The sequence below is a fragment of the Rhizobium croatiense genome (genome assembly GCF_019793465.1).
GTDB lineage: Bacteria > Pseudomonadota > Alphaproteobacteria > Rhizobiales > Rhizobiaceae > Rhizobium > Rhizobium croatiense.
Window position 1 is genome coordinate 235,378 of the sequence record NZ_JAILYJ010000007.1, and the last position, 23,813, is coordinate 259,190.

The 23,813-nt window shown below is 60.8% G+C and carries 23 protein-coding genes, 1 tRNA gene and 2 pseudogenes; 15 read left to right on the plus strand and 11 right to left on the minus strand.

Annotated features, from left to right (window positions below; all coding sequences use genetic code 11):
- Positions 1–4: 4 nt before the first annotated feature.
- On the minus strand, positions 5–664 hold the full coding sequence (locus K6M89_RS14045; protein ID WP_222139837.1) for a ChrR family anti-sigma-E factor: 660 nt from the start codon (positions 662–664) through the stop codon (positions 5–7).
- Between the two features lie 223 nt (positions 665–887).
- On the opposite strand from K6M89_RS14045, the gene K6M89_RS14050 reads away from it, so the two are divergent.
- The 5 genes from K6M89_RS14050 (at position 888) to K6M89_RS14070 (ending at position 4,989) form a co-directional block, all read left to right on the plus strand.
- Entirely contained in the window at positions 888–1,925 is a 1,038-nt protein-coding gene (locus K6M89_RS14050; RefSeq protein ID WP_222139838.1) for a cysteine synthase A, read from the plus strand.
- 5 nt (positions 1,926–1,930) lie between these two features.
- Entirely contained in the window at positions 1,931–2,668 is a 738-nt protein-coding gene (locus K6M89_RS14055; RefSeq protein ID WP_097579051.1) for an alanyl-tRNA editing protein, read from the plus strand.
- A 14-nt stretch (positions 2,669–2,682) separates the two neighbouring features.
- Positions 2,683–3,552, plus strand: coding sequence for a 3-mercaptopyruvate sulfurtransferase (gene sseA, locus K6M89_RS14060; protein ID WP_222139839.1), 870 nt, complete (start codon positions 2,683–2,685; stop codon positions 3,550–3,552).
- A gap of 5 nt (positions 3,553–3,557) precedes the next feature.
- Positions 3,558–4,118 (plus strand): GNAT family N-acetyltransferase, encoded by a 561-nt coding sequence (locus K6M89_RS14065; protein ID WP_097579049.1) that lies wholly within the window; start codon positions 3,558–3,560, stop codon positions 4,116–4,118.
- Between the two features lie 361 nt (positions 4,119–4,479).
- On the plus strand, positions 4,480–4,989 hold the full coding sequence (locus K6M89_RS14070; RefSeq protein ID WP_222139840.1) for a DUF1203 domain-containing protein: 510 nt from the start codon (positions 4,480–4,482) through the stop codon (positions 4,987–4,989).
- Between the two features lie 16 nt (positions 4,990–5,005).
- On the opposite strand, the gene ald is transcribed toward K6M89_RS14070, so the two are convergent.
- Positions 5,006–6,124, minus strand: a complete 1,119-nt coding sequence (gene ald / locus K6M89_RS14075) for an alanine dehydrogenase (protein ID WP_097579047.1) — start codon at positions 6,122–6,124, stop codon at positions 5,006–5,008.
- Positions 6,125–6,280: 156 nt separating this feature from the next.
- On the opposite strand from ald, the gene K6M89_RS14080 reads away from it, so the two are divergent.
- The 4 genes from K6M89_RS14080 to K6M89_RS14095 all read left to right on the plus strand — a co-directional run bounded on the left by K6M89_RS14080 (position 6,281) and on the right by K6M89_RS14095 (position 10,466).
- Positions 6,281–6,742, plus strand: coding sequence for an Lrp/AsnC family transcriptional regulator (locus K6M89_RS14080; RefSeq protein ID WP_004672173.1), 462 nt, complete (start codon positions 6,281–6,283; stop codon positions 6,740–6,742).
- A gap of 72 nt (positions 6,743–6,814) precedes the next feature.
- The gene (locus K6M89_RS14085; RefSeq protein ID WP_222139841.1) at positions 6,815–7,696 is read left to right on the plus strand and encodes a DMT family transporter; all 882 of its coding nucleotides are present in this window, start codon (positions 6,815–6,817) and stop codon (positions 7,694–7,696) included.
- Between the two features lie 85 nt (positions 7,697–7,781).
- On the plus strand, positions 7,782–8,183 hold the full coding sequence (locus tag K6M89_RS14090; protein ID WP_097579045.1) for a PilZ domain-containing protein: 402 nt from the start codon (positions 7,782–7,784) through the stop codon (positions 8,181–8,183).
- A gap of 294 nt (positions 8,184–8,477) precedes the next feature.
- Positions 8,478–10,466 carry a bifunctional 2',3'-cyclic-nucleotide 2'-phosphodiesterase/3'-nucleotidase gene (locus tag K6M89_RS14095; RefSeq protein ID WP_222139842.1) on the plus strand — a complete coding sequence of 663 codons (1,989 nt, stop codon included), beginning with the start codon at positions 8,478–8,480 and terminating at the stop codon, positions 10,464–10,466.
- A gap of 38 nt (positions 10,467–10,504) precedes the next feature.
- Here the strand turns inward: K6M89_RS14095 and K6M89_RS14100 are convergent, their stop codons facing one another.
- Positions 10,505–11,473 (minus strand): LysR family transcriptional regulator, encoded by a 969-nt coding sequence (locus tag K6M89_RS14100; protein WP_222139843.1) that lies wholly within the window; start codon positions 11,471–11,473, stop codon positions 10,505–10,507.
- Between the two features lie 139 nt (positions 11,474–11,612).
- Here K6M89_RS14100 and K6M89_RS14105 point away from each other — a divergent pair, with 139 nt between their 5' ends.
- Positions 11,613–12,227: an FMN-dependent NADH-azoreductase gene (locus K6M89_RS14105; protein ID WP_222139844.1), complete on the plus strand. Its 615-nt coding sequence runs from the start codon at positions 11,613–11,615 to the stop codon at positions 12,225–12,227.
- A gap of 45 nt (positions 12,228–12,272) precedes the next feature.
- On the opposite strand, the gene K6M89_RS14110 is transcribed toward K6M89_RS14105, so the two are convergent.
- Complete coding sequence (locus K6M89_RS14110; protein WP_222139845.1) at positions 12,273–12,848, minus strand: TetR/AcrR family transcriptional regulator; 576 nt, start codon at positions 12,846–12,848, stop codon at positions 12,273–12,275.
- A 93-nt stretch (positions 12,849–12,941) separates the two neighbouring features.
- On the opposite strand from K6M89_RS14110, the gene K6M89_RS14115 reads away from it, so the two are divergent.
- Entirely contained in the window at positions 12,942–13,718 is a 777-nt protein-coding gene (locus K6M89_RS14115) for an SDR family oxidoreductase (protein WP_222139846.1), read from the plus strand.
- 40 nt (positions 13,719–13,758) lie between these two features.
- Here the strand turns inward: K6M89_RS14115 and K6M89_RS14120 are convergent.
- The 5 genes and pseudogenes from K6M89_RS14120 to K6M89_RS14140 all read right to left on the minus strand — a co-directional run.
- A pseudogene (locus K6M89_RS14120) lies at positions 13,759–14,031 on the minus strand (MFS transporter); the annotation flags it as partial.
- A 3-nt stretch (positions 14,032–14,034) separates the two neighbouring features.
- Positions 14,035–15,302 (minus strand): annotated as a pseudogene (locus tag K6M89_RS14125) (GGDEF domain-containing protein).
- A 244-nt stretch (positions 15,303–15,546) separates the two neighbouring features.
- Positions 15,547–15,870 (minus strand): HlyU family transcriptional regulator, encoded by a 324-nt coding sequence (locus K6M89_RS14130; protein ID WP_222139847.1) that lies wholly within the window; start codon positions 15,868–15,870, stop codon positions 15,547–15,549.
- Positions 15,871–15,907: 37 nt separating this feature from the next.
- Positions 15,908–17,158, minus strand: coding sequence for a threonine ammonia-lyase (gene ilvA, locus K6M89_RS14135; protein ID WP_222139848.1), 1,251 nt, complete (start codon positions 17,156–17,158; stop codon positions 15,908–15,910).
- 22 nt (positions 17,159–17,180) lie between these two features.
- Positions 17,181–17,390: a hypothetical protein gene (locus K6M89_RS14140; RefSeq protein WP_141507388.1), complete on the minus strand. Its 210-nt coding sequence runs from the start codon at positions 17,388–17,390 to the stop codon at positions 17,181–17,183.
- Here K6M89_RS14140 and K6M89_RS14145 point away from each other — a divergent pair.
- Positions 17,377–17,751, plus strand: a complete 375-nt coding sequence (locus K6M89_RS14145) for a VanZ family protein (RefSeq protein WP_097579037.1) — start codon at positions 17,377–17,379, stop codon at positions 17,749–17,751. The two genes, K6M89_RS14140 and K6M89_RS14145, sit on opposite strands and share 14 nt — an antisense overlap.
- A gap of 462 nt (positions 17,752–18,213) precedes the next feature.
- On the opposite strand, the gene K6M89_RS14150 is transcribed toward K6M89_RS14145, so the two are convergent.
- Both K6M89_RS14150 and K6M89_RS14155 read right to left on the minus strand, forming a co-directional pair.
- Positions 18,214–20,208 (minus strand): glycosyltransferase family protein, encoded by a 1,995-nt coding sequence (locus K6M89_RS14150; RefSeq protein ID WP_222139849.1) that lies wholly within the window; start codon positions 20,206–20,208, stop codon positions 18,214–18,216.
- A 314-nt stretch (positions 20,209–20,522) separates the two neighbouring features.
- A tRNA-Leu gene (locus K6M89_RS14155) sits at positions 20,523–20,608 on the minus strand.
- 249 nt (positions 20,609–20,857) lie between these two features.
- Here K6M89_RS14155 and K6M89_RS14160 point away from each other — a divergent pair.
- The 3 genes from K6M89_RS14160 (at position 20,858) to gpt (ending at position 23,278) form a co-directional block, all read left to right on the plus strand.
- The gene (locus K6M89_RS14160; protein ID WP_222139850.1) at positions 20,858–21,634 is read left to right on the plus strand and encodes a competence/damage-inducible protein A; all 777 of its coding nucleotides are present in this window, start codon (positions 20,858–20,860) and stop codon (positions 21,632–21,634) included.
- Positions 21,635–21,739: 105 nt separating this feature from the next.
- The gene (locus K6M89_RS14165; protein WP_222139851.1) at positions 21,740–22,582 is read left to right on the plus strand and encodes a universal stress protein; all 843 of its coding nucleotides are present in this window, start codon (positions 21,740–21,742) and stop codon (positions 22,580–22,582) included.
- Between the two features lie 201 nt (positions 22,583–22,783).
- Entirely contained in the window at positions 22,784–23,278 is a 495-nt protein-coding gene (gpt, locus tag K6M89_RS14170) for a xanthine phosphoribosyltransferase (protein WP_097579379.1), read from the plus strand.
- Positions 23,279–23,813: the final 535 nt, after the last annotated feature.

Genomic DNA, 23,813 nt, shown 5'->3' on the forward strand with positions numbered 1-23,813 from the left:
GCTTTCAGCCGATCAGGTCCCCGATCATCTGACGAAGGGATCCGACGAGCTTGATCGGCCCGTCGGAAACGGCAAAGGCGATGCAGGGCCTGTCCTTTTCGGCGACCGGCCGATGCTCGACCGTCTCGTCGGCAATGGAGATGTCGCCGGCACCGAAACGGCCGCGTTCATCGTTGAACGCGCCGTCGAGGATCAGGATCAGTTCCATGCCTTTATGGCTATGGGCCGGTAAGGCCCGGCCCGGACGGATCCACATCAGGCTGACCTCGCAGCCCTCCATACCGAACGAATATTCCTTGAAGCCGGGCAAGCGCCTGCGCCAGGGCACGTCCTCGGCTTCGAAGCCGAGGAGATCGCGCAAAGCCTGCGGAAACAGCGCCCTTTCTGGCCTCGTGGAAACATGAGATTCGGAGGCAGGAGGGGCAGAGGCAAAGATCGCAGCAAGCCGCAGGTCGCGATCGGCAATGGCGGCTTCCGGTGTGCTTTCCAGGGCTTCCCCGGCCAAAAGCTCGAGGCTTCTCACCAGGCTTCGATTATCTGGCTTCATTTGCAGATGTGATCGTACGAGCACCCGCGCCGGCTCGGGCAAAGAACCGGCGACGTAATGGGCCATCAATGCGTCGATCGTATCGATCTGCTCGTGAACCATGTCGGTTTTGGTCACGCCCTGTTGCTACGCTCCGTTTCGTTTTGTCGTCATCCGTACGGGTAAAGTCAATCTTCGGATCACCACGCAACCGCCGGATGGCGGGCGATGCGCCTTTTCGGGCAGGGAAAGCGAAATTTTGTCGTGGCCGACAGAGGCATGGAATAGCATTTCTTGCCAACACAGCCTTGTGAAGGGAAAAGACCGTTCTTAAAGTAAGAGTTCGAAAGAGGCAGATTCCATGACCTTGCACCCCTCCGTCCTCGAAGCCATCGGCAATACGCCCCTGATCAAACTCAAGGGCGCCTCGGCGGCAACCGGCTGCACCATTCTCGGCAAGGCGGAGTTCCTGAACCCCGGCCAGTCGGTCAAGGACCGTGCCGCGCTCTACATCATCCGCGACGCCGAACGGAAGGGGCTGCTCCGGCCCGGCGGCGTCATCGTCGAAGGCACGGCCGGCAATACCGGCATCGGGCTAACGCTGGTCGCCAAGGCGCTCGGCTACCGAACCGTGATCGTCATCCCGGAAACGCAGAGCCAGGAAAAGAAGGACGCGCTGAAACTGCTCGGCGCCGAACTCGTCGAAGTGCCCGCCGTTCCCTACAAGAACCCGAACAACTATGTGAAGGTGTCCGGGCGGCTCGCCGAGCAGATGGCAAAGAGCGAGCCGAACGGGGCGATCTGGGCGAACCAGTTCGACAACGTCGCCAACCGGCAGGCGCATGTCGAAACGACCGCGCCGGAAATCTGGAACGACACCGACGGCAAGATCGACGGCTTTATTTGCTCCGTCGGTTCCGGCGGCACGCTGGCAGGTGTCGCTGCCGGCCTCAAAGCTTTCAAGGCCGACGTCAAGATCGGCATCGCCGATCCCGATGGTGCCGCTCTCTATGAATTCTACCAGAACGGCACGCTGAAATCCGAAGGTTCATCGATCACCGAGGGCATCGGCCAGGGCCGCATCACCGCCAACCTCGAGGGCTTCACGCCGGACTTTTCCTATCGGATCTCCGATGCCGAAGCCCTTCCCTATCTTTTCGATCTCGTCGAAAACGAGGGCCTGTGCCTCGGCGGCTCGACGGCGATCAACATTGCCGGCGCCGTCAATCTCGCCCGGGATCTCGGGCCCGGTCACACGGTGGTGACAATCCTCTGCGACTACGGCAACCGCTATCAGTCGAAGCTCTTCAATCCGGATTTCCTGAGGTCGAAGGGACTGCCCGTTCCGGGCTGGATGGCTAGGTCGTCCGACATACACGTTCCCTATGAACCCGTGTGAGACCCATGCCCGTCAATGCCCTCTACCGTGACGACTTCTATCTCTCGACATGCGAGGCGGTCGTCACCGCCGTTCACGACGACGGGGGCATCGAACTCGACCAGACCTGCTTCTATGCGGCATCGGGCGGCCAGCCCGGTGACACCGGTCAGCTTGAACGGGCCGACGGCAGCAAGATCGCGCTCGGCCAGACGAAACATGGCGCGAGCAAGGATATCATCATCCATGTGCCGCTCGACAATGCGCCACAGCCTGAGATCGGCGAGACGCTGGTGCTGCATGTCGATTGGCCGCGCCGCTACAGGCTGATGCGCATGCACACGGCTTGCCACCTGCTTTCCGTCGTCTGCTCCTATCCGATCACCGGGGCCGCGGTCGGCGAGGAGGAAAGCCGCATCGACTTCGACATGAGCGAGACGATCGACAAGGACGAGGTCACCGCCAGGCTGATGGAACTGGTCGGCCAGAACCATCCGGTCTACCTGCAATGGATCACCGACGACGAGCTTGCGGCCAATCCCGATATCGTCAAATCGAAGAACGTGCGCCCGCCGATCGGCCTCGGTCGTGTCAGCCTCGTCTGCATCGGCGAAAACTCCTCGATTGACAGCCAGCCCTGCGGCGGCACACATGTCTCGGAGACGCAGGAAGTCGGTCAGATCCATATCGCCAAGATCGAAAAGAAGGGCAAGGAGAACCGGCGCTTCCGCATCCGCTTCGGTGCGCCCGGCGAAGAAGCCTGACAAGGGAGATCCAAATGACTGAGAGCAAGAGCCGTTTCGTCGTCTCCGCCGACTGGCTGCAGGCCGAGCTCGGCAAACTGGATCTGCGTGTGCTGGACGCCTCCTTCTATCTGCCGGCGCAGAAACGCGATGCCGATGCCGAATATGCGGCCGGCCATATTCCCGGCGCCATCCGTTTCGACCAGGACAAGATCGCCGACCATTCGACGTCGCTGCCGCACACGATCCCCTCGCCCGATTATTTCGCCACTGAGGCCGGCCGGCTCGGCATCAACGAGAACGATCGCATCGTCGTCTATGACGGCATCGGCGTGTTCGCCTCGCCGCGCGTCTGGTGGCTGTTCCGGGTGATGGGGGCGAAGAACGTTTTTGTGCTCGACGGCGGTCTCGATGGCTGGAAGGCCGAGGGTCGTCCGCTTGAAACCACGGTGCCCGGCCATGCGCCGGCGGCCTTCACGCCGAACTTCGATGCGAGCCGCGTGGTGAGGCTCGATGCCATGCGCGACATCGTCTCGAGCGGCGCGATGCAGATCGCCGATGCCCGCAGCGCCGGCCGCTTCGCCGCCACCGAGCCTGAGCCGCGGGCCGGCATGCGCGCCGGCCATATGCCCGGCGCCCGCAGCCTGCCATCCGGCGTCTTTGCCAACCAGGGCCGGTTCAAATCATTGCCAGAACTCCGCCAGACGATCGAGGAGGCAGGCATCGATCTTTCGAAGCCGGTCGTCACCTCCTGCGGCTCGGGAATCACGGCGGCCATCATCACGCTGGCGCTGGAATCGCTCGGTCATCACGACAACAAGCTGTATGACGGTTCATGGAGCGAATGGGGCAGCCGTGACGATACGCCCGTTGTCACCGGTCCGCCAACACCGGTCAAAGCCTGACCGCCATGGGGAAAACACCCGCTTCGCTGAAAGCTCACATCACCCGTCTCGAAATGACGGCGGCGCCGAAAACCAGCATGCCGGTGCCGGTCAATATCCAGACGGCGATCATGCGTGCGCCCGGCATACCGCTGCCCTTCTACCGCTATCTCTACCGGCAGGTGGGCGCGCGCTGGCAATGGGTGGACCGGTTGCGCATGAGCGACGAGCAGCTTACCCAGACGCTGAACGACAAGCGCAACAATATCAGCGTCCTCTATGTGAACGGCGCCCCTGCCGGCTTCTATGAATATTTCTGCGAGGACGAGGATACGATCGAACTCTGCCATTTCGGCCTGATCGAACATGCGCTCGGCCTCGGCATCGGCAAATGGTTCCTGCTGCAGGCGCTCTATGCCATCTGGTCGCTCAATCCGAAGCGGGTCACCACCACCACCAACAATCTCGACCATCCGCGGGCGCTGCAGCTCTACCAGATGTACGGCTTCTCCCCGGTCTCGACCGGCACCGGCATCGTCCGGCCGCTGAGCGACAAGGAACTACTGGAGATCGCGCGGAAAGGCTGAGGGGTTGGTTTGCTTTTCCGGTGCATGTGCCTGTCAACCATCTCAGGTACACAGCTATGCGGTGAAATGCCCGCCTCTCCTCCTCATTCCTGTGCCTGTCACAGGAATCCAGCCACGGCGCGTCTGCGCGGTGAATGAAGCAATATCTCAAGGAAGAGTCTATGCGCCCAAGGACTTGCTTCACTCATTCCTGTGACAGGCACAGGAATGAGTGAGGAGAGGTGGAATTTCCCTCAAACGTTGATGAACTAGCATGCCTGGCGTGCCGCGGTGATCTCGACAGGCAACAGCATGCGCAAGAATCGGGTGGCTTGCGCGCTCGTTCGGGCGCATTTCATGGCAATTACAAAGGAGATCTGCCATGACCGCCATTCGTTTTGCCGCCATGCCGACTACCGATGCTAGAGCCCTCTGGAGCGGCGGCCGCGATGCCTATGACAGGCTGCCCGAGACAATGGTTTCCGATGGCCCGGGTCATCCCTGCCGCCATTGCCTGAGGAATATCGACGAAGGCGAGGAATTGCTGGTCTTCGCCTACCGGCCCTTTCCGGAGCTGCAGCCCTATGCCGAAACCGGGCCGATTTTCCTGCACAAGCAGCCTTGCCCACGTTATGCCGCCGAGGAAATCCTACCGCCGGTGCTGACGACCAGCCGTGACTTCATCGTGCGCGGCTACGGCGAAAACAACCGCATCGTCTACGGCACCGGCGCGGTGACCGATACCCCCGATATTCCGGCCTATGCGCAGACATTGCTGGCGCGGCCCGAAATTGCCTACGTGCATGTGCGCTCGGCCCGCAACAACTGCTTTCAATGCCGGATCGACAAGGTAAAGGCGCCGGCCCTTGTGGAGACCGGCGCCCTCGCCTAAACCTGGGTCAGATAACTTATGCTACGTTCAGCACACTCTCCGGCGCGAAGACCTCATAGCCGAGCGCTTCGGCGACCGGCTTGTTGGTGATGCGGCCCTTATGCACATTGAGGCCGTTTCTCAAGTGCTTGTCTTCGGCAATGGCGCGCAGGCCGCGATCGGCGAGCGCCAGGCCATGGACCAGTGTGGCGTTGTTCAGCGCGTGCGCCGACGTGACGGGCACAGCGCCCGGCATGTTGGCGACGCAATAATGCACCACGCCGTCGACTTCATAGGTCGGATCGGAATGGGTGGTCGGATGCGAGGTCTCGAAGCAACCGCCCTGGTCGATGGCGACGTCGACGATGACGGAGCCCTTCTTCATGCCGGACAGCATTTCGCGCGTGACGAGCTTCGGGGCAGCCGCCCCCGGAATGAGCACGGCGCCGATGATGAGATCGGCCGAAAAGACCTCCTCCTCCAATGCCTGGATGCTGGAATAACGGGTGTGCACACGGCCGGCAAAAATGTCGTCGAGCTGGCGAAGGCGCGGCAGCGACTTGTCGAGAATGCTGACATCGGCGCCGAGCCCGGCGGCCATCCTGGCGGCGTGCAGGCCGACAACGCCGCCGCCGATCACCGCGACCTTGGCCGGCAGCACGCCGGGTACGCCGCCGAGCAGGACGCCGAGGCCGCCATTGGCCTTCTGCAGCGCGGTCGCTCCCGCCTGGATCGACAGGCGTCCTGCCACTTCCGACATCGGCGCCAGCAGCGGCAAGCCACCGCGTTCGTCGGTCACCGTCTCATAGGCGACCGCGGTGACGCCGGAGGCGATCAGGCCCTTGGTCTGTTCGGGGTCGGGCGCCAGATGCAAGTAGGTGTAGAGAAGCTGACCGTCGCGAAGCTGCGCCCATTCGGCGGGCTGCGGCTCCTTCACCTTGACGATCATGTCGCACTTTTCGAAGATATCCTTGGCGGAGGCGGCGATCTTCGCGCCAGCCGCGGCGTAGGTGGCGTCATCGGCGCCGATACCGGCGCCCGCCTTGGTCTCTACCCAGATCTCGTGGCCGTGGGCGACGTATTCGCGCACCGAGGCCGGAGTCAGACCGACACGATATTCATGGTTCTTGATTTCCTTCGGGCAACCGACACGCATTGGCGTTCCTCTCATTTTGTTTCCGCAGCCGGGGATCTCCTCGCACGATGAATCCAACCACCAAGACAGCGAAATGTCCTTGCAAAGACGATTTGCGAAGAGGCGATTTTTCACGGATTATTGCGTCATCATCATTATTTTTCGAAAGTTCTTCGAATGACTGATCTCGACACCATCGATCTTGCGATTCTCAAGGTCCTGCAGGCCAATGCCCGCATCACCAACGCCGAACTTGCCGAAAAGATCGGCCTGTCGCCTTCGGCCTGTTCGCGCCGGCTCGACATCCTCGAAAGAAGCGGTGTCATCGGCGGCTATCATGCGCGGCTTTCGCACAAGGCGCTCGATTACAAGATGATCGCCATCGTGCATATCTCGCTCTCCGGCCAGTTCGCCAAAACGCTGGCGGAATTCGAAGCCGCTGTGAAGCTCTGCCCGAACGTGCTCGTCTGTTACCTGATGTCGGGCGAATACGACTATATCCTCAGGGTCGCCGCCCGCGATCTCGAGGATTACGAGCGCATCCATCGCGACTGGCTTTCGGCGCTTCCCCACGTGGTCAAGATCAATTCGAGCTTCGCGCTCAGAGAAATCATCGACAGGCCGAATGTGGGACTTTGAGGCCTTGCTTATTTGCCGAAACGCTGCCCAGACTTTCGGAGGGCGCGGACGTTCTCCCCTTTACGGCATATCATGACATCGAAGACCCACGGTTATATTTTTGTCCTGCTGGCAACCACCATCTTCTCTTTGCAGGATGCCATCTCGAAACATCTGGCGTCGACTTATCCGCCGATCTTCGTGACGATGATCCGCTACTGGGCCTTCGCGCTGTTCACGATCGTGCTCGCTTCGAAAATGCGGGGCGGCCTCCAGGCGACGGCCCGCACAAAACGCCCGCTTCTTCAGGTGTTGCGCGGCGTGCTGCTGGCCGTCCAGGTGGTTCTGGCCATCACCTGCTTTGCCGTGATCGGCCTTGCCCGCTCGCAAGCGATCTTTTCCGCGACGCCGATCCTGATCGCGCTGTTGTCGATGCCGATCCTCGGCGAGCGGGTCGGATGGCGACGGTGGACGGCGATCGGCGTCGGGCTTTGCGGGGTGCTGCTGATCCTGAAGCCGGAAGGCGAGTTTTTCGACGTGAAATTGCTTCTCGCCATTCTTTCCTGCTTCAACTTCGCCTTCTACGTCATCGCCACCCGTTTCGTCAGCCGCGACGATTCGTCGATGACCAGCTTCTTCTATACTGGCGTTATCGGCGGCATCACGATGACGCTCGTCGGCCCGTTCTACTGGAGCTGGATGTCGCCGGGCGACTGGGGCTGGATGGCGCTCGTCTGCATGACCAGCATTTCCAGCCACTATTTCCTGATCCGCGCCTACGATCTTCTCGATGCCGCCGCCGTCCAGCCGCTGACCTATCTATCCCTGGTCTACGCCTCGATCATCGGTGTGACGATCTATGACGAAACGCTCAGTCTCAACACGATCATCGGCTCGGTCATCGTCGTTGCCGCCGGCATCTTCACCATCTGGCGCGAACATGTGGTGGGGCGCAGGGCGGCGGCCGCCAACTGAAGTTTCACTGCAATTTTAGCCAAGACCCTAAAACCATTTCAATTTTCCGGCGCTATACTCCCCTCGCGTTTCATAGGGAGACAGCATGAGCAGCAACTTGAAAATCACGGCGCGGAAGGCCGATCGGAAGAATTGCCGCGTCTTCGGCAGCGTCAAATATCTGAACAGCGAAGTGGATGTGCGAATTCTCAACCTGTCGGTGACCGGCGCCGCCCTGGAGACGAAGACGCCGCTCCATGCCGCTTCCGGCAGCAAGGTGCGCATCGAAGCCGAAAACCTTGGACTGCTCGAAGGCATCATCCGCTGGAAGCACAATGGCCGCATCGGCATCCAGTTCGACGTGAATTCGAATGCGCGGGCGCAGATTTCCTCCTATTTCCGCTTTTTTCACAGGGAAATCCGGCCGGTACTGGCGGTGCGTCAACTAAGAGCCGTGACCAACGGCGACCGCCCGCCGCATTCGGCGACATTGACGCTGAAATCGTAGGACCGCATCGCTTTTGCGCCGAAGGAGCGGGCGACATCGTTCCGGCGGCTTGCTTCGGCGTCGGACTGGCGCCGCGGTCCTCTGTCGACGGCGGTGAGGCTATGACCACCCTAAACACGACCCCGCCGCCGATAGATTTTAGCCAGAGGGTTGTGCGATAAATTGCCTTTTAAAACCATTTCGCTTTCGCTGCCGATTGTTGTGACGTCCTGTCATTTTCGCAGTGTACTCCTCGCCAATTCGTCCTAATTCTGACGGGCCGGACGATTGCATGATCCCTATAGGAGAGTTTCCATGTCTTCCATTTTTGATGTCGGCGTCATGAGCCGCCGTTCCCTGCTCGGCGGTCTCGCCGCGACTTCCGCCCTGGTGCTGCTGCACCCTTTCAGCGCCCGTGCCAACGCCAACCAGGCGCATCTGCGGCTGATGGAAACGACCGACATTCACGTCAACGTCTTCCCTTATGACTATTACGCCGACAAGCCGAACGACACGATGGGCCTGTCGCGCACCGGAACGATCATCGACAATATCCGCGCAGAGGCCGTCAACTCGCTGCTGATCGACAATGGCGACGTGCTGCAGGGCAATCCGATGGGCGACTACATGGCCTATCAGCACGGCATGAAGGACGGCGACGTCCATCCCGTGATCAAGGCGATGAACACGCTCGGCTACACGGTCGGGACGCTCGGCAATCACGAGTTCAATTACGGCCTCGACTTCATGTTCACGGTCCTGTCCGGCGCGAACTTCCCCTTCGTCTGCGCCAACTTGACCAAGGGCCAGCTCGCCTCGGATCCCAAGCAGGACGATCTCTTCTTCAAACCCTACATCATTATCGAAAAGCAGATCAAAGACGGCGCCGGCAAGGAGAGCCCGGTGAAGATCGGCTTCATCGGCTTCGTGCCGCCGCAGATCATGCTCTGGGACATCAAGAACCTCGAAGGCAAGGCGCAGACCCGCGACATCGTCGAGGCCGCCAAGGCCTGGGTTCCCGCCATGAAGGAAGCCGGCGCCGATATCGTCATCGCGCTCTCCCATTCCGGCATCGACGGAGCAGCACCGTCCGAAAAGATGGAAAACGCCTCGCTGCATCTTGCCGCCGTCGAAGGGATCGACGCGATCTTCACCGGCCACCAGCATCTCGTCTTCCCCGGCCCGAAGAGCTGGGACGGCATCGCCAATGCCGATCCCGTCAAGGGCACACTGCACGGCAAGCCCGCCGTGATGGCCGGGTTCTGGGGTTCGCATCTCGGCCTCATCGACCTGCTGCTCGAAAAGGACGGCAACAGCTGGAAGATCGTCGATTTCACCTCGGAAGCACGGCCGATCTACCATCGCGACGACAAGAAGAAAGTAGTTGCCGACTACGCCGACAAGAAGGACGTGGTCGAAGCCGCCAAGGCCGAGCATGAGGCGACGCTCGCCTATGTCCGCACGCCGGTCGGCAAGACCTCCGCACCGCTCTATTCCTATTTCGCGCTGGTCGCCGACGATCCTTCAGTGCAGGTCGTCAGCCAAGCCCAGACCTGGTACATCAAGCAGATGCTCGCCGACACCGAGTTCAAGGATCTGCCGGTGCTTTCGGCCGCAGCTCCCTTTAAGGCCGGCGGCCGCGGCGGCGCCGACTACTATACCGATGTCCCGGCCGGCGATATCGCCATCAAGAACGTCGCCGACCTCTATCTTTATCCGAACACGGTGCAGGCTGTCGCGATCACCGGCGCCCAGGTGAAGAACTGGCTGGAGATGTCGGCCGGCATGTTCAATCACGTCGACGCCGGCGCGAAGGACGCGCCGCTGCTCAACGCCGACTTCCCGTCCTACAATTTCGACGTCATCGATGGGGTGACCTATCAGATCGACCTGTCGCAGCCGCCGAAATATGATCCGTCCGGCAAGGCGATCAATCCGCATGCCAACCGCATCCAGAATCTCGCCTTCGACGGCAAGCCGATCGATCCGGCCCAGAAGTTCGTCGTCGTCACCAACAATTACCGCGCCGGCGGCGGCGGCAGTTTCCCGGAGATCGCTGCCGACAAAGTGATCTTCCAGGCGCCGGACACCAACCGCGACGTCATCGTGCGCTACGTCCACGAGCGGGGCACGATCAATCCGTCGGCCGATGCGAACTGGACCTTCAAGCCGCTGCCGGGCACGACGGCGACCTTCGAAAGCGGCCCCAAGGCGAAGCAGTTCCTCGCTGCGGTCAAGAGCGTCAAGATCGAGGAGGCCGGCGACGGGGCCGACGGCTTCTCGAAGTTCAGGCTGGTGCTTTAGCAGCACTATCGACGAAGGCGCGCGGCACAGCGCCTTCGTCATTCGGCCGCGAGCGGCGGAGCTGGCTCACGCAGTTCCGCCATCTCTGCGTGGAAATCGGCCTGGTTCGGGCAATGGGAAAGCCGTGTGCGGAACGCCTCGATCATCCAGGCGGCGGCCGGCCCAGGCGGGTTGGCGAGCTGGCGCATCGAATAGATGGCGTATTCGCCCTGTTCGTAGGCATCCAGGTCGAGATGGACGAGCGCGCCGCTGCGGAGATCGTCGTGCATTATGGGCGCTGGAAGACCGCCCCAGCCGAGACCGGCCTTGATGAGCTGGTGCTTTGTCGCAATATCGCTGACGCGCCACGTCTTGTAGGACAGAACGTTGAAATCCCGCCCCCTCGTCCGGCCTGACGCGTCGGTGACGACGAGCTGCACCTCCTCGCGCACGTCGCCGAGCGTGAGCGGCCGGTCGATCGCGGCAAGCGGGTGGTCGGGCGCGGCGACGGGCAGCATGAAGGAATGGCCGATCCGTTCCGTGACCATCGAATCGTCCGGCTTGAGCACCGCGCCGCCGATGCCGATGGTCGCCTTGCCGCTCAGCACAAGATCCATGACCATTCCGAGTTCACCGACATTGAGGTTCAACGAAACGGTCGGGTATCTTTCGCGGAATTCGTGCAGCACATCCACCATAGCGCGGGAAGGCACCATGACGCTGATGGCGACGGAAACCTCGGCTTCGAGCCCTTCCTTCAGGCTTTTGACGCGCGCGCGCATGACCTGCAGGTCGCCCAGAATGCGGCGTGCATCCTCCAGCATCGCCTTGCCCGCCTCCGTCAACTTCGGTTGGCGCGCGCCGGAACGCTCGAAAAGCGGCATTTCAAGCTGCGCTTCCAGATTGGCAATCGTATAGCTGACGACCGACTGCGCCCGGTTCAGCGTCCGCGATGCGGCCGAAAAGCTGCCTGTTTCGGCAACGGTCAAAAACACCTGCAACTGGTCCAAAGTCGGGTTCGGAAGCATCTTCCATCCATTCCATCGATAATTTCGATCGACATTATCCCCGTTTTTTCGATAGCGGGCCAGACTTATTTTCCTCCTCGACACCGCGGCTCACCTCCCAACAACGAGCCGTCAAATTCAATTCGAAAGGAAATGCAGCATGTCGTCCATCCTTCTTCTGACGTCCAGCCCGCGCGCCGAGTCGCTCTCGACCCCGATCGCCGTCGATCTCGCCGAAAAGCTGAAGAACCAGAAGCCGGGCAGCGTTGTCGTTCGCCGCGACCTCGCAACCAACCCGCTGCCGCATATCGATGACCTGTTCACCGGCGCCATCCGCAAACCTGCGGAAGACCGTACCGCCGAAGAGATCGCCGCCGTCAAGACCTCCGACGAACTCGTCGCCGAACTGTTTGCCGCCGACACGATCGTCATCAGCACCGGCCTGATCAACTTCAATATCTACTCGTCGCTGAAGACCTGGATCGACAACGTCGCCCGCGCCGGCGTGACGTTCAAGTACACGGAAAGCGGCCCGGTCGGACTCGTCACAGGCAAGAAGGTCTATGTCGTTCTCGCCTCGGGTGGCGTCTACTCACAGGGTCCGGCCGCTCCCCTGAACCATGCCGTGCCGTACCTGAAGTCGGTTCTCGGCTTCCTCGGCATCACCGACATCGAAACCATCCATGTCGAGGGCCTGGCTTTCGGTCCGGAAGCTGCGGAAAAGGCCATCGAGGCCGCCAAGTCGCGCGTCGAGGAAATCGCTCTCGCCGCCTGATCGGCTCAATATTCCCTGGAACGGCCGGCCTTCGCCGGCCGTTCGTCATTTGTCGATACCGGCGACAAAAGCCCGGATGGTCTCCAGGATTTCGGCCGACAGAGCCTCGTCGGAGGAAATCCTGGCAAGACCGACGCCACCGGCCATCATCGCGAAGGCCATGATGGCCTTGCGCCGTCTTTCCCCTTCATCGGCTCCCGCGGCCTTGCTCGCCAACCCCGCGAAATTGCGCCTCAGTCCGTCCGTCGCGATCGCTCGCGCCTTCTCGCCGCTGCGCGATATATCGGAGGTCAGCGCTGCAAAAGGGCAGCCCTCGCCTGGATTGTCGCGGTGACAGTTGCTGACATAACGCTCGGCGATATCGGCAGCCGTCATCTCCGCCGGGTTGATCCCCTCGGCCTCCAGCTTGCGTCCCCATGAATCGAAAGCCGACTGGATCGCCTCGGCGACCAGATCGTCGCGGGAGGCGAAGTGCTTGTAAAAGCCGCCGACGGTCAGCCCGGCCTCCTTCATCAGGTCGGCAACGCCGATACCGTCGAGTCCCGCTTCGCGCAGACGCCTGGATGCGGTCTCGACGATCTTCTCATGCGTCTTCTGTTTTTCCAGCTGCGAACGCCCCATCGGTGCCTCTTGACTTATGTGGATTACACTCATAATCCTTATAGATAACGATCATAATCCATAGCGTTGTCATTTCCAAGAGGAGCATGAATCATGCGTCTAAGAAACAAGGTGGCCCTGATCACCGGCGGCAACAGCGGCATCGGTCTTGCCACCGCCAAGGCCTTCATCGATGAGGGCGCCAGGGTCGTGATTACCGGCCGCAATCCGGAAACGCTGGCCGCCGCCGAAAAGGCGCTTGGCGCCGGCACAGTGGCCCTGAGGCTCGACGTCACCGATGCCGTCGCCACCGAAAAGGCCTTTGCTGAAGCGGCCGGAACGGCCGGCAAGTTCGACATCGTCTTCGCCAATGCCGGCATCGGCGGGGCGACACCGCTCGGTGACACGTCGCCCGCGCAGTTCAACCAGATCATCAGCACCAATCTCACGGCGGTTTTCTTCACCGTGCAGGCGGCCCTGCCGCATCTTAACGACGGCGCTTCGGTCATTCTCAATGGTTCCGTGCACGCCGTGGTCGGGGCTCCCGGCTGGTCAGCCTATGCAGCGAGCAAGGCGGCGGTCCGTGCGATGACGCGCAATATGGCCTCCGAGCTTGCACCGCGCGGCATCCGCGTCAATCAGGTGACGCCCGGCGGCACGAAGACGCCGATCTGGTCGCCGATGGCACAGACGGAAGACGCGATGTCGGCACTCGAGGCCCGCCTCGGCGGCATGAGCCCGCTCGGCCGCATGAACGAAGCCGACGAAATCGCCAAGGCGGCGCTCTATCTGGCCTCGGATGACGCGTCCAACGTCACCGGTATCGAGATCACCGTCGATGGCGGCATGACGAGCGCGCCTGCGGGCGCCAAGATCTTTCGGGTCGCCTGAGCGAACGAAAGGCTGGGCAGTCGACCTTGCCCAGCATCGCTTAACCATTCCTGACGCGGTGGGTAATACGAAACAGGACGATTGCCAAATTGGCGGCGGCAAGCAACAGCGGGACATGGAGCATCGTCTGGATGCCGGAGGAGGCGATCAGGTTGCCGGCGATCAGCGGAAAGCCGAAGACGCCGATGAAATAGGACAGCGAGAACAAGAGCAGCGATTGCGGCATAAGGCCCATGGGCGCCTCGTTTGCCGCCAGGTCATGGATGACGGAATAGGTCAGTCCATAACCCAGTCCCAGCATGGCCGCGGCGCCGGCTTAGCCGAGTTTCACCACGCCGGAGCGGCCGACGACGCAGTTGCGGCCGCTCTTCTTTGCCGCGTAAAGCCGGCCGTCGGCAGCCGACAGCACCGTGGTGAAACTGGTGCCGTCCTCGTCGGCGGTCGCGACGCCGATGCTGACGGTGACCGGATTGTCATCCGGCGTCTTGACGCTGGTCGCGATCGTCCAGCGCAGACGCTCGGCAAGCAATAGTCCTTCCTCCTGGTTCGTGCCAGGGCAGACGGCGACGAACTCCTCGCCGCCGAAGCGGAAGATGCGGTCGCTGGAGCGCAGCGTCGTGCCGAGCCGGGCGGCGATCGACTTCAGCACCGCGTCACCCTGGAGATGACCGTAACCGTCATTGACGTCCTTGAAGTGATCGGCGTCAATAATGAGAACGGTCGCAGACAGCCCCTGCCGCAGCGCCTCGCGCAACATCACCGGCGCCTCCAGCTCCATGCGCGTGCGGTCATAGACGCCGGTCAGCATGTCGCGGCCGGTGCGCTCCAGAAGATCGTTGTAGCGCTCGCGGAATGTCAGATCGCCGAAGACGTCGCTGATGGAGCGCGCGGCGGCGTCGGCGCCGAGGCGGCGGATTCGATATTCATAGATCGCAAACATCGCCCCATAGAGGCAGACGGAGAGCATCTTCGCCTTCCAGCCGCCCCAGAATACGCGACCGGCACATCGAGGAAATAGTGCAGCGCGGCGAAGAAGCCGATCTGGTCGAAAGTCAGCAGCACGAAGCCGGAGATCATGAAACGCAGCACGACGCGCCTGCGGAAGAAATCGCCGAGTTTTTCGTAGAGCAGGATGATGCCGAGTGAATCGACATAGAGCAGCGCCGTGCCCCAGATCATCAGCCAGCCCATCTCCTTCAGAAAATCGACGTCGGGCGTATGGTTTAACGACAGCTGCAGCGGCTGGTGCAGTTGCAGTACCCAGGCTATGCCGACGGTGAGCAGGTTGCCGAGAAACAGGCCGTAGATCGGCTGGCGCACCGTCGCGGCATCCTCCCACAGGTATAGCATCAGGATCATCATCAGCTTGCCGGAGAAGAAGACGGATGAACCCGGCGACACATCCCCGAACGGCAGCGAGACGTAAAAGACCGCCGCCAGATAGGTTTCCATGAAATGCATGACGCCGAGCGCCGTCAGGAAGACCCCAAGACCGAGCCGATGGCGGAAGTGCAGAAGCGTCACCATCAGCACGAAATAGGCGACGGCTTCGACGACGAAGAGAACGAGGTTCAGCGCCTCCATTACGACACCTCGGCTACAGGCCGGCGTCGCGCCGACACGGCGATCGCGGCTGCGGATCCTTTGATCGATCGTCCGAAAAAGTCAAACACGAGGGCGCCCTGCAAATCCTCCAGGCCGCAGCTTTCACCGCAATCCTTTAAGATTGCGTGAGCGCGTTCTCATATTTGCGATGAACGCCCAAGTCATACGATTGAAAAGCAAGGAAATTTCTGTCCGGCGCGCCGGGTCGGAACGGATCGCGGCTTCAGACCTGGCGAAGCTTCTCGCCGTCGCCGAAGAGCGACGGGCCATGCTGGTCGATGATCTGGTGCGCCTTGCGCACCGTGCACTCGATCGCGTCGTCGGAGGAGGAGAAGAGATCGGCGCGGATGAAATTGCGCACCAGCACCTCGTCGCCGACCTTCTTTTCGATGCGGCCGGCCAGACGGTATTGGCTGCCTTCCTTGCGCGGTTCCGCATAGATCGTGCAATCGCCGTAAAGCTGCGGCTCGCCGGAGGGGCCTGCCGCCTCCGAAACGGCCTTGCCGCCGGAGAACATCGAAAAGAGATTTGAAAGGAACGAAGCCATGATCCGTCTCTAACACGGCGATATCGCGCTCGCCAAGTCAAATGATCAGACTGGCGAGGATCTCGTTTTCGGTTATATCCTCGTAACCCATGCCGGCGGCTTCGAAATTTGCGATCAGCCGGGCGAAATTCTCCGGCGCCTTGGTTTCGATGCCGATCAGGATCGAGCCGAAATTGCGCGCCGATTTCTTCAGATATTCGAAGCGGGCGATATCGTCGTCGGGGCCGAGCAGATTGAGGAAATCCCTGAGCGCGCCGGGGCGCTGGGCAAGCCTGAGGATGAAGTATTTCTTCAGCCCTGCGTAACGCATGGCTCTTTCCTTTACGTCGGGCAGGCGCTCGAAATCAAAATTGCCGCCGGAGACGACGGCAACGACGGTCTTGCCGCGGATCGCCTGCGCCTCCATCGCGGCGATCGCCGTCAGCGACAGGGCACCGGCCGGCTCCAGCACGACGCCCTCGACATTCAGCATCTCCTGAATGGTGACGCAGATGGCGTTCTCCGGCATCAGTTGCACTTGGCTTGCCGGGAAATCGCGCAGAGCCGCGAAATTCAGGTCGCCGATGCGGGCGACGGCGGCGCCGTCGACGAAGTTGTCGACCTTGGCAAGCGTCGTCACCTGGCCCGCCTCGATGCTGCGCCTGAGGCTCGGGGCGCCGGCGGGCTCGGCAAAGACAAAGGCCGATTTCGGCACGATGCCGTCGAGATAACCGGTAATGCCGGCGGCAAGCCCGCCGCCGCCGACCGGCAGCACGACGATGTCAGGCACCGTTCCATCAGGCAGCTGCTGCAGGATTTCGGCGGCGACGGTCGCCTGCCCCTCGATGATGTCGGCGTGATCGAAGGGCGGCACCATGACGCCGCCGATCGCCTCGACATGGTCACGCGCGGCCTGGTAGCACTGGTCGAAGAAATCGCCGAACAGCCGGATGGTGATGAATTCGGCGCCGAACATGCGGGTCTTGTCGATCTTCTGCTGCGGTGTCGTCACCGGCATGAAGACGACGCCCGGCACGCCGAAATGGCGGCAGACATAGGCGAAGCCCTGGGCGTGATTGCCGGCCGAGGCGCAGACGAAGGTCTTGCCTGAAGCATCCTGCCCGATCGCCTTGCGGAAGAAATTGAAGGCGCCGCGGATTTTGTAGGAGCGCACCGGCGACAGATCCTCGCGCTTCAGCCAGATATCGGCGCCGTAGCGGGCGGAGAGATGGTCATTGAGCTGCAGTGGCGTCGCCGGGAAAAGGCTGCGCATTGCCGCTTCGGCGCTTTCGACTTCAAGTCTTGTCACGGGCGTGGTCCATTCCTAAAGATTAACCGCCGCCGCTATGGCACAGGCCGGCCGGCAAAAGAAAGCCGGCTCCCGCCATTTCCGGTTCGCTGACCGAGCCGCTCATCTCCTGATGCCGGTTCCGGCCTCGGGAAGCGTTTCTTAAGCCAATCGCAAAATCGGCGGCAGATGAACTGATTTTAACTGTCAATGCAAAGGCCTGCCACTTATATGGAGCGATGATGATCGTCAAACTCGCAAGACCGCTCGCCTGGCTGCTGCTCGCCTTGATCCTCTTTGTCACGGTTTCGCCGATCGGGCTGAGACCGCATACGGTCACGAGCGTCGATACGGATCGCGGCGGCGCCTATGTTCTCCTCGGCCTCGCCTTCGCGCTCGCCTATCCCAGACAGTGGAAACTGGTGGCCATGCTGCTGATAACGGGGGCGGTCTCCATCGAATATCTGCAATACTTCACGCCGACCCGCCATCCGCGCCTGCATGACGCCGGCGTCAAGGCGATGGGCGCGGCCCTCGGGCTGCTGGCCGGCTGGGTGATCAACAGGTGGCGCGAGACCAGGGCGCCGCGCCCCGTTCCGCTCACAGAACGCTGACGATTACAGGGAACAGACCACAAGTAAGCCCGAAAATCCAATTCGGAATCTGTGCGGTTCGGAAGTGATAGAGTGTCCTTAGCGCGTCTTCTCCGACGCGCTAAGGACACTCTAGAAATCGGCCAGTTGCACGGCCCACAAGAACAGAGGGATTGCCGCCATTGCAGTCCCCAGAACAAGCGCAACACCGGCCTTGAAGATCCGGATGCGCCGAACCTTAGTCCCACTCCAATCGTAAACCATCGCCTTACTCCCACAAGACAACACTTACTCAACTGTCGCGGCGCAATGCTTGCACCGAAAATGCAGTTGTCAAGCGATAACTCGCCTCTATGCACAATATACATGCATGTTCAATGGAATTATGAAGGCGAGGCAAGCGGAGCATCTGCGCCGGGAGCGGAACGCCTAACGGGCTGATGTGGATGCGGGTAGATCGATTGCAGCTGGCGGGGCCGCCCATTATTGCGCGGAGAACCCGTCGAACCGATACAATTCCCATCCAAATCCGTCCTTCAGCAACAATGTCGACTTCGGCAGCATTCGGGAAATGGTTTCCTCCGCCAACACGAACTTGGCCGCGCCAATGCGGTCAGCCAATAATTCCTTTTTTCCGGTTACCCGGATGAAATAACGAATGTTGTTGCGCGTGATAAAGGCATCCACATCTCCTTCGGATTCAGGAAATATATAGGGCGGCAACAACCATCCCTTATCCCGTCCTCCGGTGTAGGCCGCCGCGTACAGAGTGCTACCCGTATCGAATGGCTGGAAAACGGTCCTCAAATCATTCGCCGCGACATAGCGGTAGATGACATAGCCTTCGCGCTGGGCGCCGAGAAAATCATCAAGCCCCTGCCGGCCGACCAGGACATTCATCACCCCCTGCTCCATCCAGGAATAGGGCTGGCCGCTGGGGCGGTAAACGAATTTAACGGCAGGAAGGCAGAAAACCACGAGAGTGACGGCGGCCACTCCAAACGCAAACAAATAGCCGCTGACAGCCCTATATCCTGCCAGCAGAGGTGCGGACATATCGAACACAAACCCGCCCGACTGAGCGGTTTTGCTCACGGCAATTTTCTCCGCGATCAGGCTCGCGCCGATATAGGCAGTCGAAAAATAAAGCAAATAAGCCGGCGTCGCCCATCGGATATGGTTGAACATGACGACATACCAGATGATGAACATCGCGGCAGTCGTTGCAACAAGCACGAATATCCGTCTCGGCGACGCGATTAAGCCGCCGATGATGAGGATGAGGGCGACGATCGCATAGAGCCTGCGATCCAGAAACCAATCATGCATGATGAAGAAAAAGTCGTGCCAGCCCTGGCGGGTTGTCAGATTGGTGACAAAAACCCGGTTTGCCGGATCGAAAGCGCGTCCGAGCTCAAGCGTATAGTCCACCATCCATTGATCCGAAAGCCCGGGATGTCCGAACATGAAAGGGTAGATGGGGTTGCCGAGCACGATGAGATTTTTGGCGTACCAATAGCCGGCTAGGGACAAAAAGGCGACAACGCAGGTCAGGAAAAGCGGTAATGGCAGCTTTCCGCGGCAGATCGAAGGCAACAGCGCCAAGCCGATCAACCCAACCATTTGAAGTTCCGTGTATTTGCCGCCGACGGCCCCGCCCAGGACGAGAGCACAGGAGACAAGCTCCGAAGGCCGTGAGGTTTCGAGGTACCGCCAAAGATAAAGGACGGCGGCAACCGAAAAACACGATCTTGGAAGGTCCGTGAGAGGAACCGCAGCCCCCGGTGTAAAAAAGGGCTGGAAGGCGATCAGGAAGCAGACCAGCAATGATCCGGCCGCCCGCCAGCGGTGCGCGCAGCTTACAAGCAACAGCAGGAATCCGAGGAAAATCGCCGCGTTGAGCAGACCCGCCGCGAGCCAATGATCGATGAACAGCAATGTGCAAGCGAAAAGCACATTGAAGAAAAGCGGTATGTTCCCGTAGAAATTACTGTCCATCTGCGGCGTCACAAACCCGCCGTGGGAAACGATGCTTTGTGCGAGCGGAATTTGAAAAGCCCAAACATCGGCTGATGCCGCGGGGAAAAGAGCGGTAACTGATATGACGCAGGCCAAACCGATAAATGCGAGGGCCGCCAGGAGAGGAAACGGATCGCCCTTGGCGATCGCCCGCACACCCGCCACCGCCAAAGCGCGCAAATCGGCGAGAATACCCAGCAGGTCATTTCGGCGCCAGATCACGAGAAGGGCGGCGATTGGCAGCACGACCTCCATGCGCAACAGATGCATCGCCCCAAGAACGGTTGCCAAACCACCGACGAGCGCAATTCCAGGCAAGATGCCGCTTAAGAGCAGGTCCGTGCCGTCACGAACAGGTGGATTGAGGCCGCGGTTCAACTGAAGCGCAAGGGCGCGATGAAAGATCAGGCCGAACAGCAAAATCGCTGCAACGACAAGCCAGGCGGCAAGGACGGTCATGGCCTGGCGCTCCTCCCACCTGATGCAGCGCCCCACTTCGCCGGCAGCATGGATGCGAACGCGCGAACCGTTTGACCGGCAACGGATCTCTGGACGGCGGACATCTGCCTGGACATAGCGAAATACTCAAAATTATGGGAGGTCTGCACGTCGATCCAACAGCTTTGTCATCTTGAAAATCGCGATAGCTTGTAAACCAACTGGCTGCAACCCGAGAAACGCTGTGAATTATGTCGCAATCAACACGCTCCTCATTGCAAGCGGCGCGGTTGACGATTGGGAGAGCGCTCGCCCTCAACCTATGCAATCGGAATTGGTGGCCGCTGCGGGAATCGAACCCGCACGGGCGTAGCCCGAGGCATTTTAAGTGCCTTCCGTCTACCAATTTCGGCAAGCGGCCTGCTTTTCAATCCATGTATGCGCGCGACTCAATGGATGCCACGCGCAATCGCCTATAACAGGCTTCTTATCGCACGAACAAGGCAAGCTTCCCAAGTACCCGTCCTTCGCGAAGGCGACCGCCAAGCCCCAGAAACTGCACATCTGCGAGGCGACCGTGCCGCTCACACTTTTCCGCATCATGCTCGAGTGTTTGCAAAGCCGCCGAAGGGCGCTACCTATTGACCAGCCTCACATCACGGAACACCCAATGAGCCATGACACCGTCGTCACCGCCGCCATGCTCGCCATCGGCGACGAACTGCTTTCCGGCCGCACCAAAGATAGGAATATCGGCCATCTCGCCGACCTGCTCACCCTTTCCGGCATCGATCTCAAGGAGGTGCGCATCGTCGCCGACGACGAAGAGGCGATCGTCGAGGCGCTGAATGCGCTTCGCGCTCGATATGACTATGTCTTCACCTCGGGCGGCATCGGGCCGACGCATGATGACATCACCGCCGATGCGATCGCCAAGGCGTTCGGCCTGCCCTGCGAATATGACGAAGCGGCGATGACGCTGCTGGCCGAGATGTACCGGCGCCGCGAGATGGAATTCACCGAGGCGCGCCAGCGCATGGCGCGCATGCCGCGCGGGGCGGCCCATATCGCCAATCCGGTCTCGACCGCGCCGGGCTTCATCATCGGCAATGTCTATGTCATGGCCGGCGTGCCGCAGGTTTTTCAGGCGATGGTCGACAATGTGCTGCCGACGCTTCGAACCGGCACGCCGGTGCTGTCGCTCGCCATCGCCTGCCCTTACGGCGAAGGCGATATCGGCACGCCGCTTGCCGCGATTCAGAAAGCCCATCCGGACACCAGCATCGGTTCCTACCCGCGCTATATCGGCCAGAAATTCTCGACCGAGATCGTCGTGCGCGGCCGCGCGCAGGCGGCGATCGATGCGGCCGGCGCCGAGGTGCATGCGATGATCGACGCCATCCGCCGGAAAAAGGAGGTCACTGAGAACCATTCCGCCGAGGCGTGAGGACAGTACGGGAACTGGCCATCCTTGATATCGGTCAAGGAACAGCAGAGAGGTCCGGTGCATTCCTTCCCTCGCGCCAGCCGTTTCAGCGCAAGGAGAATTGATATGTCTTACAAAACCATTCTCGCCATTCTCGATACGAGAGACAATAGCGCCGCCGTTGCCGATTTCGCCTTTGCCATTGCCGCCGAAAACGGCGCTCATGTGATCGGACTGCACGCCGAAAACATCTCCGCCGTGCCGCTGGTGGCGCCGATGGAAATTCCTGATCCCGTCGCCGTGCAGGCGCTGCAGGACATGGCGCATGGCGAAACGACCGCCGTCGAGGCCATATTCCGCGCCAAAGCGCAGGCCGCCGGCACCTCCTCCGAATGGCGCAGCTTTGCCACATCGACCGGCTACGGTTCCGCACCGCTGATCGACAGCGCGCGCAGCGCCGATCTGTTGATTGCGTCACAAGCCGATCCGGCCAACCCATCCGACAGCCATGTCGATCTCGACAGTTTCCTCTTCGAAACCGGCCGGCCGGTGCTGATGATCCCCTATATCATCCGCCAGCCGAAGCCGATCAAACGTGTGCTGATCGCCTGGAACGGCTCCAAGGAGGCGGCGCGCGCAACCTTCGACGCGCTGCCGTTCCTGAAGGCGGCCGAGGCCGTGGAGATCTTTTCGGTTGATCCGGCCGAGATGGCGCCGCAATCATCGATGATCCCAGGCGCCGAGATCGCCGCGACACTTGCCCGCCACGGCGTGAAGACGACGCTTTCGACGGCCCGTAGTGTTGATAAGAACACCTCGCATGTCATCGAGAACCGGCTTTCCGACGACAGCATCGATCTCCTCGTCATGGGCGCCTATGCCCATTCCTGGCTCTGGCAGATGATCTTCGGTGGCACGACGAGGACCTTGCTGCAATCGATGACGGCGCTGACGCTTCTGTCGCGTTGATCCTCTTGCCAGAATAGTTGGCCGCTCTTGCGTTTTGCCGGCAAATCCCGCTAATTGCGGCGACCGATGAGGGCTTCGAGCCTCGGCCGATCTCGCGCAGTTCCGGCTCGCGCGATTTCTTGTTTTGCCGATCGCCGCCGCAAGCCCGTCCGGTCGCCGGCAAACGGCGTGTCATCTCTATCATGCCGCGGAGCAGCCCCGATGTCCCTTCCCGATAAAGCCTTTCCCGTTTCCTGGGATCAGTTCCACCGCGATGCGCGCGCCCTTGCCTGGCGGCTTGCCGGCCTCGACCAGACGTTCAAGGCGATCGTCTGCATCACCCGCGGCGGCCTCGTTCCGGCCGCGATCATCTCGCGCGAACTGAACATCCGCCTGATCGAAACCGTCTGCATCGCCTCCTATCATGACTATGCCAACCAGGGTGACATGGTGCTGCTCAAGGGAATTGCGCCCGAGCTTGCGGAAAACGGCGGCGAAGGCGTGCTGGTCGTCGACGACCTCACCGATACCGGCAAGACCGCCGCACAGGTGCGCACCATGCTGCCGAAGGCGCATTTCGCCTGCGTCTACGCCAAGCCGAAGGGCGTGCCGACCGTCGACACCTTCGTCACCGAGGTGAGCCAGGATACCTGGATCTATTTCCCCTGGGATATGGGCTTCACCTATCAGGAGCCGATCGCCAAGGGGGCGCGCTGACCGCCACCCATCGGAGCGCGCCGGCATCCTCGCCGGCGCAGTTCGACAGCCCGATTTTTCCGGCGAATCGCCATGCGCATTTGCGCCGGAAATGCCATCACAAGATTTGCCGCAGGACGCTTTTTTGTGGTTCCGGCATTTTCCTTAGCCGGCAGCGCCCGCAAGCCATTGTAATTTCAGCGTTCCCCGGCTTTCCCCAATCTCCACAGGCGCATCCACAAGATGTTGTGGTTAGCAATCAATTAAAACCCAGCCCTTGACGGAATCACCCGTTTCAAACTTACTGTCCCTGATGTTGCGGCGGCGACAGGACCGGAGGTAACGAGACCGGTTCCCTATTGAAAATTAGGACGCGGAATCAGGGTGATGTGCCGGGAACGGTGTCAGGCCTAACAGGATCTCTGCGCGATTTTCGGCCTCCAAAAAAAGTGACGTCGGGACTGGCGATAATAAGCTGTTAATACTATATTTAGCGTTTGCAGCCACCATCACCACAAGATACAGGAAGGACATCTCCGGATGACACCCCTGTGAC